The following is a 13,472-nucleotide window of genomic DNA, read 5'->3' on the forward strand; positions in this document are numbered from 1 at the left end:
TATTTTAATCTCTGAACTATTCTACAATCAAGTACAATTCGTTCTTTTTTTTATTTGATTCTAAATATCCCAATACACAGATTAAACTTCCATATTCATTCATTGTATTATCATTCCGGGAAATATTCAGCCATTCAAAATATTTGTTTTCAAGCAGATCCGGATGAAGATGCTGCCCTTTATATTGTGATAAATTAATCAATTTTCTGCTTCCGGATTCTTTGATATTCTCTAGTTTTACTTCTGTTTGAAAAATAAAATTTAATAAATTAAAAAAATTCCAATCATTGATATATTTATTCTCAAACAATAGCTTTTCTGTAGTATATTTTTCGAGAAATTTTTGTTCATTCAGAAGAATATCATCATCAGGTTTATCTAATCCGATAAAAATTAATTCCATTACTTATTTTTCTTTTTCGAAAGCATCCATTCATACAATGCAGCATCTGAATAGGTTGAATCCCATGAATTATGGTTATCATTCGGGAAGATCACCAATTCTGCCGTTGGATTTACAGGGTGCAGCTTCTGATAAAAATTAAAAGCGTTGGCAGGAAGTACAATATCATCCATTCCCCATGAAATATTTTCAGATTCAAATCTTTAAACCTATGAATATTGGCGGTCATCACCTGATCTGTAGGAGCACAGACAGAAGCTACTGCTGCAAACATTTCAGGGTGCTCCATGGCCAGCTTCAAAGTTCCCCATCCTCCCATTGAAAGTCCGGTAAGGTAGATACGGGAAGCATCTATTTTATATTTTTTCTGAATTTCTTTGATCAGGTTATAAACCGTAACCGTATCCCACCACATTCCTTCCGGACATTGGGGAGCAAGAATAGCGACCGGTTCTTTGATCAGATTTTTGTAGGTAAACGGACTGTGTGCTTTTACCAGATCAAGATTAGTCCCACGCTCTCCTGAACCGTGTAAAAAGACCATTAACGGTACATTTCCTTTTACATTCTGCGGGTAATCCAGAATATAGGACATTTTATCCTGTCTTTTAATTTCTTTATTGAATTCCGTTTTTATTTCCTGCGCATTCACCTGTAATGAAAGCGGCAGCAGTAAAAGCGGGAGGTGTTTCAGTTTTAATTTCATATTATCAGATTTTGGCTAAAACCATGGATTTGAATTTTTTATTTTTAAACGGGCTAAAGCCCGTTTCTATTGAGTTTACTTTATCCCATATTTGGCTGACTGGAAGCTTAATTTTTTCAATCCCTGCTGAATTTCAGGAGCATTCATAAACAGTTTCCAAAGGAATCCTGATCTGTAATTTTCGATCATTGGGGCTATGGTTCCCTGATCAATAGCCAGATATCTTGGGGTAAACCAATTGTTGTAATGGATAGAAGTGGCATCATAAGGTCCCGCAGATCCAATGAATTCAGGTTTTTGAGTATAAATGAATCTCAGGAAAGTCATTGATTCTTTTGGGGTATATGGGAAACTGCTCAATGCCGCCGTAGGTGTTATCACTCCGTTATCATTGCCTGGCATGTGCGCCGTATATCCAGTGCTTCCGTCCTCATTTCTTGTGTAACCGGCTGTAAGTCCCCAATAGTTGGGCCCGTAGTCTTTCCACTGTTTTGGATTTTCAACGCAGTATTTATAGTCGATAAGGGTTTGATTTTTATTGACTTCAAAGTAATTTTTCACGAGCTTATCAGATAATCCTGTCGGATCAAGCCCAATATATGAATATTGTGCCCAGAAAAGCGGACCGCCATATTCTTCGGCATAATTATGTTTTACATACAGGGGTAACCCGTATTTTGTTTTATCTGTAAGGTAAGTTCCGTTTCTGGTCCATCCTTTATAATAGGTTTCAGCATCAATGGAATAGGTAGGTGAAGATGCTGCTAAGATATACGTGATCAGACATTCATTATATCCTTCAAGAGGAAAGTTCATTTCCCATTGGTAATCCGGTGACCAGTGCCAGTAAAGAACTTTCTGTCCTCCTTTGGTATACCAGTTCCATTGGATTCCTTTCCACAGCTCGTCACATTTTGCTGCAAGGGCTTTTTCTTCTGCGTTTCCGTTTTTAAAATATTCACGGACCATCAGTATTCCTGAAGTAAGGAAAGCTGTTTCCACAAGATCACCACCATTATCTTTTTTCCCGAAAGGAACTGTTTTCCCGGTTTCCCCATTGATCCAATGAGACCATGCCCCTTTGTGACGGTCTGCTTTAGCCAGGAAATCCATGATGTGAGTAAGCCTTTTCACAGCCTCTTTTCTTGGAACAAATCCTCTTTCCACTCCTACCAGAATAGTTGCCAACCCAAATCCTGAGCCTCCTGTAGTGATTACGTGCTTATCGTTATCCGGATAAATATTGTCTTCATGGTAACGCTCTCTTCCCAGCATCGAGTTAGGTTCTGCGTAGTCCCAGAAGTACTTTAAAGCATCTTTCTGTACTCTGTCCATCAGTTGTTCATCTGTGATATTGTTTTTTACAGCTTCAGGTTTTCCAGCTTCCTGTTGGACAACGGGAGCATTTTTACAGGAATACACAAAGAATAAAGAGGTAATAGCCATTGATAATACGTTCCTTTTCATGAGATCTCTTTTTATAGGGTTTCTAACTAAAAGAAGAGGAGAACTTTCATTCTCCTCTAAAGTTTATTGATTAAATTTAATAGCCGGGGTTTTGAACAAAGACTCCGTTACTTTGATTCATTGCGTCCAAAGGAATCGGGAAAAGCTCATTTTTACCAGTCTTGAATCCTTTAGGTCCTAAATAAGTAGCTGCCTGTCCTGTTCTTACTAAATCTGGGAATCTATCATTTTCCATAGCCAACTCAACTCTTCTTTCCTGCCAAATAGCCATTCTAAGAGCAGTTTGAGTAGATGCTGTAGTATTGGCAAGATGGGCTCTTGTTCTTACTTTATTAAGATTAGTTATTGCTGCAGAAGTATTCCCTAATTCATTGGCAGCTTCTGCATTGATTAAAAGGATATCAGCAAATCTTAAAATTCTTATATTCTGAATAGAACCGTATCCACATGCTTTATTGTTCAAAGATGATGGTACATAAACTTTCTGGTTCCACATATTACCTGCCTGAGGATCTCCTTTGTGAATCAAATCTCCTTCAAGAGTTGTTTCACCCTCTCTTAGGATAGTTAGTTCTTTTCTGATATCTCCTGGCTCAAATGCATTTTCCAATTCCTGGGTTGGGGTGAAAAAACCCCATCCGAATTGATTCCTCACACCTTGGACCTCCGCATATTGACTTCCTCCATATGCTGCAGAACAATCACAGTTAACCTCAAAAACAGACTCTGGACCAAACTCACCTGCAGGTCTGAATAAATGGTTAAAATCAGGGTCTAATGAATATCCCATCGAAATGACCTGATTAGAAGTCTCATAGGCCTTTTGATAATCTTTCATATATAAATATACTTTTGAAAGTAATCCTAAGGCTCCGCCTTTTGTAACTCTTCCCAGATCTGCAGCAGGATAACTTTGAGGTAAGACAGCAGCGGCGGCAGTAAGATCAGAAACAATAAAGTTATAAACCTCTGCTGCAGAATTTCTCGGTTTTATATAATTTCCATCAGCTGGTAATCCATCAAATATAGGAACGCCTCCATAAATTCTTACTAAGTTAAAATAAAAATAGGCTCTTAACATTCTGGCTTCAGCTATCAGTCTATTTTTAAGAGTGGCATCCATATCTATTTTCGGAACATTTGTAATAACCTGGTTTGCTCTGTTAACAGCTTGCCATTGCCCAATCCAATAACCTCTTACTCCTTCATCACTTACTGTAAATGTGAAGTTATCATATGCATTAATGAATGATGCATCTCCCGGATTTGATCCCTTTTCTACATCATCTCCAGTTACTCCAAATACATATTGTGCAGGAAAACCAGAATTTTCCCAGCTTCTTAAAAAGCTATAAATAGCACTTGTTGCCTGCATAGCATCCTCCTGCGTTGTGAAGAAGTTGCTTACATCTGTTTGTCCTTCATCCTTGATATCTACAAAGTCATTATTACAACTTACAATTAAGGAAAGTATAGAAAGTGTTAAAAATATTTTTTTCATGATCTTTTTAATTAAAATGTTAAATTCATTCCTACCGTATAAATTGCAGAAATTGGATAAATATTATTATCTATACCCATTTGTACTCTATCCGTATTCGTTATCTCCGGTGAAAAACCATGATATTTGAAACTAGTCCAAGGATTCTGTGCACTTACATACAATCTAAGTTTTGTAATGGAAAGAGCCTTTGCAAATTCTCTTGGTAAGTTATATCCAACCTGAATATTTCTAATCCTGATATAGCTTCCATCCTCTACATAAAAACTATTTGGTAAAATAATAGATTGGTTAGAGGTAATCATTGAATTGGTATTAGATGTACCTGCTCCATGCCATCTGTTATTATACATATCTAGATCCCAGGTCTCGTTTCCGTAACGCTGTTCTCTGTTATAATTATATATTTTGTTACCAAATACTCCCTGGAAATCAATAGCGAAATCAAATGAATAAACATTTAGATTAACTCCAAATCCATAGGTTCCTTTTGGAATCGGGTTTCCTAAATACGTTTTATCTCTTGAATCAATAACACCGTTTCCATCCTGGTCTACAAATTTAAACCATCCGGCTTTTGCACCACTTTGCCCGGATGCAGCTGCTTCCGCATCAGTCTGGAAAACACCCGCTACCTGATACCCATAATAAGCACCAACAGCCTGTCCAGCCTGTAGCCTTACAATAGAGTTTCCAAATAAGCTGGCTCCCGTTTCCAGGTATGAACCTCCGTAAACTGATGTAATTTCATTTTTAAGTGAGGTGAAGTTCCCATAAATACCAAAATTGATATTATCATTGATTTTAGTATTATAATTTACAGATAATTCAAAACCTTTATTATTGAAAGAATAAGCATTGGTATAAAAGTCTTTCCAGTTGCTGGCACCGGATACAGTTCCCTGAGTTATAGCATAAACCACATCTTTGGAATCTTTATCATAATAGGCAGCATCTATTTTCAGCTTATTATTAAACAAGGCCATCTCCAATCCTATATCCTTTCCTGTTGTAGTTTCCCAACCAATATTTGGATCAACAAACTTATCAATTGTCTGAGCAGGATAACCCGTGTTGCCAAAATATGCACCTCCACCAATAATAGTTGTATTTGCATTAAATTTTCTCTGAACATTCGAATTTCCTAATTCACCATAACTTGCTCTTAGTTTTAATAAATTAAAGACATTCTGTCCACTCATAAAGTCTTCCTTAGATATTACCCAACCCACACTAATTGCAGGAAAAGTTCTTGATCTATCTACGCTAATCTGTGAACTGGCATCTCTACGTATAGATGCATTTAATAAGTATTTTCCTTTATAATCATAATTTAATCTTCCAAAAAATGATTCAATTCTTTGCTGATCCTGGAAAACACCAGTAACAACGGCATCATCCCTATCTACACCCTCCACATGAACAATGTCTGTTCCATTGGCAATATTCAAAGAGCCATTGGTTCCATCATAATTAACGCTTCTTGCAGACCAATAATCTTGTGATAAGGTAGTTCTTGTTCTTGAAAAACCTGCAAGCACATCAAAATTATGATCACCTAATTTCTTTTTCCAATTGATTGTATTATCCCAGACATAATTACTATTTCTAAAATTCCTTGTAATCAATGTAGATTTCACCTGACTAGAAACAGGAACATAGGTAAGCGTTGGTGTATATTCATATTGGCTAGGATTATAATTATCCGTAGAATAGCTGATTCTGAATGTGAAATCCTTTAAAAATTTCAATTCTCCCCATATATTATTAAGCAACCTCTCTTGTCTTACCTGAGAACGATACAAATCCAGTTTAGCTCTGGGATTTGGTATGGAATAGCCATTAAAAAACTGATAATTGCCTGTAGCAGGGTTCATTACTGAAAATATCGGAGGTGCATTATACGCATCTAAAAGAGGGTTTTGGGCCACATCAGTACGCATTTTTGAAAAACTGAAGTTATCTCCGATGGTAATATTATCCGTAATTTTGTAGCTAAGATTTAGTTTTGTATTAAATCTGTTAAACCCACTTCCTGAGTTAATTCCGTGGCCTGCTGCAAGATTACCTTCATCCTGAAGATATCCTATGCTTCCATAGTAATTCAGTTTTCCTATACTTCCCGTTGCAGAAAAATCATTAGCATTAATGATACTTGTACGGAAAATTTCTTTGAACCAGTCAGTATCTGCGGGAAAGTCAGCTCTGGAGATTGATCCTGCAGGGTTTCCATTATTATCATTCAGTAACTTTTCGTTGTATAACTCAATATACTGATCAGAATTAACCATTTTAGGAATATTAGTTACTGTTTTGAATCCTAAATATGAATTTAGATTAAAAACAGGTTTTCCTTTTCCAGTTTTGGTTTTTATAATAATTGCACCATTTGCTGCCTGAGCTCCAAAAATTGCCAAACTCGAAGGGTCTTTCAAAACACTCATGGATTCAATATCCTGAGAATTAAGATAAGAAATATCAGTTGTAATCATACCGTCTACAATAAAAACGGTATTCCCTGTTAACGAGCCAACTCCTCTGATGTCTACTCTTGGAGAACCTCCCGGAGTACCTGTGTTTGTAATATTAACTCCCGCAAGTCTTCCTTGGATTGAGCTTATTGGGTTAGCATTCGGTTTATCAGCAAGATCTTTTGCAGAAACCATTCCGATGCTTCCGGTAACGTTTTCTTTTTTCTGAGATCCATATCCTATCAAAACTACTTCCTCAATCTTCTGCTCTTTGGCTGCAGTGTCTTTTGGAGTAGTCTGAGCATTGACGTTCATACCGAAGTATAAAGCAGCAATGAGACATGAATACTTTAAATTACTTTGTTTCATATAGTTTCAATTTTATTCAAATAAATTCAATTTCGTACCTGTCTAAGTGGAGTTATTTAAAATCTCAAAAAAAGACATTAGCCAAAAATATAAAAAATATCGAACTCTGTTAAATTATCTTAAACATTTAAAAATTGACCTGTTTTATTAAACAAAAAAAGACAAATACTTAAATTTTATAATTTTATATTTAAAATTAGTATCCTTTATTCATCATATCTCTAAAGGACAATTTAACATTTTTGACACAATATTCACCAAAATATGCACTCAATTTAATATTTTGTTAAATAGAGAATAGTAATTACCTTTGGTGCGCTTTTTGACAAAAGCATTTAGAAATAGATAATAAAAAGATAATGAAAAAATATATCATTGCAGCCGCTCTAATTATCGGGACCGGTGCTGTTATTACCACCAGTGTTCAATCATGCACAACACTGGCTACATCCGATATGGGGCTTTCCATTATTAAAAGAATTCTGCTCAATGGTATTGATAAAGGAATGGGAATCTACAGTAATAAAGAAGCATTTCTGCAGAACAATATGGTAGATAAAGCTCTTCCTAAAGAATTGAGAGACATTAATGCTACACTGGAGAAGATTGCCCCTTCCCTGGTAGCCAAAGAAAGAGATTATATTGCTCAGGCAGCAGCATATACTGTTACAACTTCAAAACCTATTTTGCAGGATGCTGTAAACAGTCTGAACGCGCAGGATGTAACGAGAATTATGCAGGGTACTACCGCTACTCAGATTCTGAAAGAAAAAACATCCCAGCAGCTTATTGCAGCCATTGCCCCTAAAGTACATGAAAAACTGAATGAGTATGGAGTTGTAAAAACCATCAATACAGCATTATCAGGAAGTAATCTTCTGGGCAGTCTTTTAGGCGGAAATAATAACACGGTGAATTCAGGAGGATTGAGTAAGCTCGCTTCTGAACAACTGGTAAACGGACTATTCAATATCATCGAAGATTATGAGCACCAAAACTCCCAATCGCTGCTTGGGCCATTTGGAAAATAGGGAAATTTTCGTTATATTTATATTATATTAACAATTGCAGATGGATATATTACAAGGAAATCAACACGCAAGCCCTGAGGATTTTTATAAGTCTTTGAGGGAGAAGCTGGAGGATCATCATGATTTTCCGGAGGATTATTTATTTAAATTTATCATTCCTACTGACCAGGCAAAACTTACTGAAATTTACAGAGTTTTTGATGGCATTAAATTTACACTGGGAAACCGCGAAAGCAAAAATGGAAAATACACAGCCTGCAACATTAATGCATTTGTTCTGGATGCTAATCAGGTTGTGAATATTTATAAAGAAGTAGCAAAAATAGAAGGCGTTATTCTATTGTAAAAAACAAGACCGTTTCATTGTAGTAATGAAGCGGTTTTTTATTACTTAAAGCATAAAAACAAAATATGATGAATATCCAACTGATCCTATTTACTGTTATTTTAGGAACATCCGCAACAAGCTGCATTCACAGAAACAACAGCGAAAACAATACATCAAATATCACCACTACCGTGCAACAGCAAAAGATTGAAAGGATTCAATTAGTAGAAAGAACAAGAGGGTTCAGCAAAAGCATTATCGTTACTCCTTCTTCAAAAGAATCCAATATCAACGAAGAGATTACTAATACCAAGATAGCTCCTGCGGAATGGAAAACTTTTTCCCAACTGGCTGCAGCTATTGACTTACCTAAGATAGCAGAACTGAAATCTCCTACTACAGGCAGACATTCCGATCAGGCAATGATAACATCTATTATCATTACTTCTGATGGAAAAGAATATACTTCCTCAGACTTTGATTCCGGACACCCTCCAAAAGAGTTAGAAGCTTTATATAATGCGATAAACGGGCCTAAGAGAATAGATCCCAATAAATAAAAATCCGCTCTTTAAAAGAACGGATTTTTCTATTTATTAAATTGACTTATTTTTCTATAAAGAACTTTACATTTTCAATAGGCCTTCCCAGCATTGCTACTGAACCTTTTACCAGAATGGGCCTCTGTATCAGAGATGGATTTTCAGAAAGAATCTTTATCCATTCTTCTTCCGAATAATTTTTATCAGCATAATTTTCAATATACAGCTTATCTGTTTTACGGATGATATGAAAAACACTTTGATTAAGCTTTTTCAGTACTGTTTTAATTTCAAGCACACTTAAAGGATCTTCAATAATATTAATGATCTCGAAAGGTACTCCGTTTTCATCAAGATACTCTAATACAGCATTTGACTTTGAACAGTTTCCGTTATGTAAAACTTTAACTACCATGATATAATTATTCAAAAAAATTGACTTGATCCAAACAAATTTAAAAAGAATTACACTGACTCTCTCTTAATGTACTGATAAAAATATGTTAAAACAACCCGTGCAGTTCTGCCTCAATTTTCTCCAGAATGAATCCGAAATCTTCCGGTTTTTCAACAAAATCAAGATCATCCACCTCAACAATAAGAAGTTTTCCTTCTGTATAATTGGAAATCCATTTTTCATATTTCTGATTCAGTTTTGAAAGGTATTCAATACTGATAGACGCTTCATATTCACGTCCTCTTTTGTAGATTTTTTTAACCAGGTTGGGAACATCTGACTTTAAATAGATCAAAAGATCCGGAGCTGATACAAAAGACTTCATGAGGTCAAAAACCGATGAATAGTTGTTGAAGTCCCTGTCTGAAAGAAGATTCATATCATTCAGGTTTTCAGCAAAAATATGGGCATCTTCATAGATCGTACGGTCCTGAATAATGTTTTTACCACTTTCTCTGATCTCTTTCACCTGACGGAATCTGCTTCCCAGGAAATACACCTGCAATGCAAAACTCCACTTGCTCATATCTGAATAAAAATCTTCCAGATAAGGATTATGATCTACATCTTCAAATTGTGCATCCCATCCGTAATGCTTGGAAAGCATCGTTGTCAAAGTTGTTTTTCCTGCTCCGATGTTTCCTGTAACTGCAATATGCATAATATTCTTTTTCCTTGTATTTACTGATTAATTGATAAGTTTTTCGATAGCCTCAGTCTGAACTTCGGAAGTTTCTTCAATCAATTTCTGTAAGGTATTGTCTGAAGGCTTCTCTGCCGCATTTCCATCTGTCTTCTCTACAGGTTTTTCCGTAGGCTGCTGCAGAGATTCCGGCTGAGCTTCCAGCTGTTTTTGCTGTTTGGCTTTCTTTACTTTTTCAAGGCTGTAAAGATAGAGTTTGTTCCCTTTGATTGCAAAATAAGAGAGTATGTTTTTATCCACAATTTGTGCATCCGGGTCTTCGAAGATAGTCGTCATTCCTTTTTCAGGAACGTATTGTGAGATGAAATTACCGGCGACAACCATGATAAGATCATTCTCTCTTCTAAAGCGTTTTCCGTTTTCCAAAGGGGCTTCGAAAAGTTTTTCAAACTTAAGGCTGTAAATCCGGATATGCTTTCTCGTTAAAATATAGACCTTATTTTCATAGACCAGCATATCCATCAGATCTTCAAAGCTGATATCAAAAGGATAAGAATTAATGGTGGTGTCATTCCTGAAATTGTACTGTATCAAACGTTTTGTACTGTCATCCAGAAGCCACAGCTGCTGCAGATCTTCGGCATAAGCCATTCTGATGAACCCGAATTTCTGTTTAAAATCCAACCGTTGAATCTCATTCATATTCTGGTCCACAAATTTCATTTCCTGGGCATTTTCAGAAAACAAAGGCACATTCAGTGGGTTTTGTACGGTCTGCACTTTGTATGGAACGGTAAGCATCATTTTTCCGATCTGTTTTCCTAAAGAATCATATTTGGTAAAACTGAAATCTTTGTTTTTATAGATGTACAGATTTCCATAGTCATCGGCAAGCAGATCCTTTGCTTCCTTTAATTTCAAAGTATCCAAAGGAAGAATATTCTGCGCCGAAGCCGTACAGAAAAGGAAAATCAATATCAGATATAGTAATCTCAAAATTCTTTTTTACTAAAGATAGCGTTCCCTTAGGAACGCTACCAATTTACATACTTTATTTTATTCAAATGAAAATTATTACTAAACTTTCTTATTTAATAACAACTTCGTAAATCTTTGGCCAATTCTTACCGGTCACCAGCATATTATCTCCTTTGAAAGCAATTCCGTTCAGGACATCATCACTTCCTTTGGTATTCTGTTTTGCGATCTCTGTGAAATCAAAAGTTCCCACCACTTCTCCGTTTGCCGGATTGATTTTCAAAATAATGGGCTTCTGCCAGACATTTGCATAGATAAAGCCGTTGTGATATTCCAGTTCGTTCAACTGATCATATGCCTGCGAGCTTCCGGCCACAGCAATATACTTGATTAGTTTGGAAGGGTCATTAGCATCAAGGAAATATAAAAGTTTACTCCCATCAGAAGCAATAAGGTTTTTCCCATCGTATGTCAACCCCCAGCCTTCACCCAACACATTTGGATAAGCAAATTCAGAAAGCAGTTTTAAAGAACTTTTATCATAGATATATCCTTTTTTACTCTGCCATGTCAGCTGATATACTTTATCCCCCACAATAGTACTTCCTTCAGAAAAATCTTCCTGTGCCTGTTTTGTGGAAGCAAGCGGAGTTGTTGTTCCTAACGTGTACTTTAAAATTTGGGAAGATCCGTTCTGCCCGTCACTTTCATAGATGGTATTTCCTTCAATCTGGAATCCCTGTACAAAGTTCTTAGGATCATGAGGATATTCCGCTACAATCTGATAAGGAATATTTTTTTCAGGATTTTTTGCAAATACATTAATGGTGGCATCCTGATTCAGGACTTCGCCTCCTTTTGTTTTAATATTGAACGTTACAGCATTATCACCTAATGTGAAAAACTTAGGATCAATGGTAAGGTTTGTTGTTTCTTTATCTCCAAAGCTGATGGTTACGCTTTCTGCATTTTCTGTTACCTCTTTCGGAAGCTCAAGCTTATCTCCGAAATGGTATCCCTTCGCTTCCATTGAAGTATTATAAGTGTTTAATGTATTAAGAATCTCCTTATCCTTATTACAAGACGCCAATAATAAAATCGCTGCGAAACCCGCTATTATATTTTTTTTCATTGAATTTCTAAATATTTCTCCAAAAATAGCAAATTTTATTCCGTATTGCCAATATTATCTGCTGCTTCACCAAATTGTAATATATACCCGTTGTTATCATAGATCGCAAATTCCCTCATTCCCCATTCAAACGTTTCAATCTCGTAGCAGATTTTGGTTTTTGTTTTGAGGTCTTCCCAAAGATCATTTACATTATTGACATTGAAATAGAACGAGCCGGAAAAACCGATTGAAGAAACAGCTTCATGCTGATTGGGTTGAGACAGCATAATGTATATTTCATCTTTACGGAGAGATGCCCATTGCCAGTCATCATTTCTACCCATAAGCGTAAATCCGAGGACACGCATATAGAACCCTATGGTTTCGTCAAGATTTTCTGTCCATAAAACAGGTCTTAGTGCGGTAAACTGTGTCATGATTCCTGTAATTCAAAAGTATTTTTATGGATTTTCATATTCAGGGAAATCCATGTTTCATGATCAATCTTTGCCTCATTTTTAACATCCGGATCAAAAGTAAAGCCTACTTTCCGGTAACATTCAATAGCGCCGGTATTCCAGTCGTAGACATTGAGTTCTGCTGTTTCCCTATCAAAATGGCTGAAGCCATATCTCAGAAGTTCGTGCATTACTTTTTTGCCATACCCTTTTCCTCTGTTGTTCTCATCCCAGATCAGAATTCTTCCCAATAGAAATGTCTTCTCTTTTAAAAATATCTGGGCATGTCCGATTATTTGTCCGCTCTGATCTGTAATTTTGAAAAGAGTTCTGTTTTCATCAGACAAATCCTTTTGCAGCTGTTCTGCTGTAAGGGGAAAACGATAAGCAGGTCCGGCAAACTGAAGAAGCATTCTTTCGTCTTTTATCTTTGAAATAAGAAGAGGAGCATCCTCTATCGTAAAAGGGTGTAATGTGGCCATTTTTTATTTTTCTAAATATTCTTTTAAGCTCTGTCCCAAAATCGTATTCCAGCCTTCTGTAAAATTTTCTCTTGCAAAACCTTCTCCTAAGTCTTTAAAGTTTTCAATATCTTCATGGGTCAGCTTTACAAGTGTCTGGCCGTTATCAGGCTGCAGCTCCCATGTTACCACTGTTTTCTGCTCTGAAAAATCGGGATAAGCCCAGGAATGCTTTAATTTATGATTGGGAATCACCTCTAAAATCTCACCCTGATGATGATATTTATTGGCTCCTCCAGGCTCAAAGAAGTTGAATTTCCTACCTGCTTCCAAAACAAAATCCTGGATATCAAAATACCAGGATTTCATTTCATTTTTATCGGTTAATGCTTTCCAGACTTTTTCAACCGGAGCATTTATTGTATACTGAACTGTGATGGGTGTGCTCATATTACCAATTTAATATGTTTAAATGTACACATTTTGTAATATTCAACCACAAAAGTCACAAAAGTTTTTAAATAATTAAGCTGTTTTAAAGTG

At 36.1% G+C, this 13,472-nt stretch carries 16 protein-coding genes; 3 read left to right on the plus strand and 13 right to left on the minus strand.

The annotated features are described in order from the left end of the window. Positions 1–16 precede the first annotated feature (16 nt). From EL165_RS08185 to EL165_RS08205, 6 genes are all read right to left on the minus strand, one after another. Positions 17–403: a hypothetical protein gene (locus EL165_RS08185; RefSeq protein ID WP_002977961.1), complete on the minus strand. Its 387-nt coding sequence runs from the start codon at positions 401–403 to the stop codon at positions 17–19. Then, positions 403–576: a hypothetical protein gene (locus tag EL165_RS26275; protein ID WP_232529174.1), complete on the minus strand. Its 174-nt coding sequence runs from the start codon at positions 574–576 to the stop codon at positions 403–405. Before EL165_RS26275 ends, EL165_RS08185 begins: the two co-directional genes overlap by 1 nt. Next, positions 516–1,109 (minus strand): carboxylesterase family protein, encoded by a 594-nt coding sequence (locus EL165_RS08190; protein WP_232529175.1) that lies wholly within the window; start codon positions 1,107–1,109, stop codon positions 516–518. The genes EL165_RS26275 and EL165_RS08190 overlap by 61 nt, the downstream gene beginning before the upstream one ends. A gap of 75 nt (positions 1,110–1,184) precedes the next feature. Then, positions 1,185–2,576: a glucoamylase family protein gene (locus tag EL165_RS08195; RefSeq protein WP_002977959.1), complete on the minus strand. Its 1,392-nt coding sequence runs from the start codon at positions 2,574–2,576 to the stop codon at positions 1,185–1,187. Positions 2,577–2,652: 76 nt separating this feature from the next. Beyond that, complete coding sequence (locus EL165_RS08200; RefSeq protein WP_002977958.1) at positions 2,653–4,077, minus strand: RagB/SusD family nutrient uptake outer membrane protein; 1,425 nt, start codon at positions 4,075–4,077, stop codon at positions 2,653–2,655. 11 nt (positions 4,078–4,088) lie between these two features. After that, positions 4,089–6,917: a SusC/RagA family TonB-linked outer membrane protein gene (locus tag EL165_RS08205; protein WP_002977957.1), complete on the minus strand. Its 2,829-nt coding sequence runs from the start codon at positions 6,915–6,917 to the stop codon at positions 4,089–4,091. Positions 6,918–7,276: 359 nt separating this feature from the next. Here EL165_RS08205 and EL165_RS08210 point away from each other — a divergent pair, with 359 nt between their 5' ends. From EL165_RS08210 to EL165_RS08220, 3 genes are all read left to right on the plus strand, one after another. Further along, on the plus strand, positions 7,277–7,948 hold the full coding sequence (locus EL165_RS08210; RefSeq protein ID WP_002977956.1) for a DUF4197 family protein: 672 nt from the start codon (positions 7,277–7,279) through the stop codon (positions 7,946–7,948). A gap of 40 nt (positions 7,949–7,988) precedes the next feature. Next, positions 7,989–8,294, plus strand: a complete 306-nt coding sequence (locus EL165_RS08215; RefSeq protein ID WP_002977955.1) for a DUF493 family protein — start codon at positions 7,989–7,991, stop codon at positions 8,292–8,294. 65 nt (positions 8,295–8,359) lie between these two features. Next, positions 8,360–8,836, plus strand: a complete 477-nt coding sequence (locus EL165_RS08220; protein ID WP_002977954.1) for a hypothetical protein — start codon at positions 8,360–8,362, stop codon at positions 8,834–8,836. Positions 8,837–8,882: 46 nt separating this feature from the next. Here EL165_RS08220 and EL165_RS08225 read toward each other — a convergent pair whose 3' ends face one another. The 7 genes from EL165_RS08225 to EL165_RS08255 all read right to left on the minus strand — a co-directional run bounded on the left by EL165_RS08225 (position 8,883) and on the right by EL165_RS08255 (position 13,379). After that, positions 8,883–9,233, minus strand: a complete 351-nt coding sequence (locus tag EL165_RS08225) for an ArsC/Spx/MgsR family protein (protein ID WP_002977953.1) — start codon at positions 9,231–9,233, stop codon at positions 8,883–8,885. 88 nt (positions 9,234–9,321) lie between these two features. Continuing rightward, positions 9,322–9,936, minus strand: a complete 615-nt coding sequence (locus EL165_RS08230) for a deoxynucleoside kinase (RefSeq protein ID WP_002977952.1) — start codon at positions 9,934–9,936, stop codon at positions 9,322–9,324. A 27-nt stretch (positions 9,937–9,963) separates the two neighbouring features. After that, entirely contained in the window at positions 9,964–10,914 is a 951-nt protein-coding gene (locus tag EL165_RS08235; protein ID WP_041461426.1) for a hypothetical protein, read from the minus strand. A gap of 91 nt (positions 10,915–11,005) precedes the next feature. Then, a complete protein-coding gene (locus tag EL165_RS08240; protein WP_002977950.1) occupies positions 11,006–12,028 on the minus strand; it encodes a glutaminyl-peptide cyclotransferase in 1,023 nt (340 codons plus the stop codon). Positions 12,029–12,063: 35 nt separating this feature from the next. After that, positions 12,064–12,447, minus strand: a complete 384-nt coding sequence (locus tag EL165_RS08245; RefSeq protein ID WP_002977949.1) for a VOC family protein — start codon at positions 12,445–12,447, stop codon at positions 12,064–12,066. Then, positions 12,444–12,950, minus strand: coding sequence for a GNAT family N-acetyltransferase (locus EL165_RS08250; RefSeq protein WP_002977948.1), 507 nt, complete (start codon positions 12,948–12,950; stop codon positions 12,444–12,446). The genes EL165_RS08245 and EL165_RS08250 overlap by 4 nt, the downstream gene beginning before the upstream one ends. 3 nt (positions 12,951–12,953) lie before the next feature. Then, positions 12,954–13,379, minus strand: a complete 426-nt coding sequence (locus EL165_RS08255; RefSeq protein ID WP_002977947.1) for an SRPBCC family protein — start codon at positions 13,377–13,379, stop codon at positions 12,954–12,956. Positions 13,380–13,472: the final 93 nt, after the last annotated feature.

Origin of the sequence: Chryseobacterium gleum, from assembly GCF_900636535.1 — a bacterium.
Classification (GTDB): domain Bacteria; phylum Bacteroidota; class Bacteroidia; order Flavobacteriales; family Weeksellaceae; genus Chryseobacterium; species Chryseobacterium gleum.

Coding starts and splice junctions, on each gene's coding strand:
- EL165_RS08185 (WP_002977961.1), bottom strand. CDS start 403: ATGGAATTAATTTTTATCGGATTAGATAAACCTGATGATGATATTCTT.
- EL165_RS08200 (WP_002977958.1), bottom strand. CDS start 4,077: ATGAAAAAAATATTTTTAACACTTTCTATACTTTCCTTAATTGTAAGT.
- EL165_RS08190 (WP_232529175.1), bottom strand. CDS start 1,109: ATGAAATTAAAACTGAAACACCTCCCGCTTTTACTGCTGCCGCTTTCA.
- EL165_RS08215 (WP_002977955.1), top strand. CDS start 7,989: ATGGATATATTACAAGGAAATCAACACGCAAGCCCTGAGGATTTTTAT.
- EL165_RS08230 (WP_002977952.1), bottom strand. CDS start 9,936: ATGCATATTGCAGTTACAGGAAACATCGGAGCAGGAAAAACAACTTTG.
- EL165_RS08250 (WP_002977948.1), bottom strand. CDS start 12,950: ATGGCCACATTACACCCTTTTACGATAGAGGATGCTCCTCTTCTTATT.
- EL165_RS08210 (WP_002977956.1), top strand. CDS start 7,277: ATGAAAAAATATATCATTGCAGCCGCTCTAATTATCGGGACCGGTGCT.
- EL165_RS08245 (WP_002977949.1), bottom strand. CDS start 12,447: ATGACACAGTTTACCGCACTAAGACCTGTTTTATGGACAGAAAATCTT.
- EL165_RS08225 (WP_002977953.1), bottom strand. CDS start 9,233: ATGGTAGTTAAAGTTTTACATAACGGAAACTGTTCAAAGTCAAATGCT.
- EL165_RS08240 (WP_002977950.1), bottom strand. CDS start 12,028: ATGAAAAAAAATATAATAGCGGGTTTCGCAGCGATTTTATTATTGGCG.
- EL165_RS08205 (WP_002977957.1), bottom strand. CDS start 6,917: ATGAAACAAAGTAATTTAAAGTATTCATGTCTCATTGCTGCTTTATAC.
- EL165_RS08195 (WP_002977959.1), bottom strand. CDS start 2,576: ATGAAAAGGAACGTATTATCAATGGCTATTACCTCTTTATTCTTTGTG.
- EL165_RS26275 (WP_232529174.1), bottom strand. CDS start 576: ATGGATGATATTGTACTTCCTGCCAACGCTTTTAATTTTTATCAGAAG.
- EL165_RS08255 (WP_002977947.1), bottom strand. CDS start 13,379: ATGAGCACACCCATCACAGTTCAGTATACAATAAATGCTCCGGTTGAA.
- EL165_RS08220 (WP_002977954.1), top strand. CDS start 8,360: ATGATGAATATCCAACTGATCCTATTTACTGTTATTTTAGGAACATCC.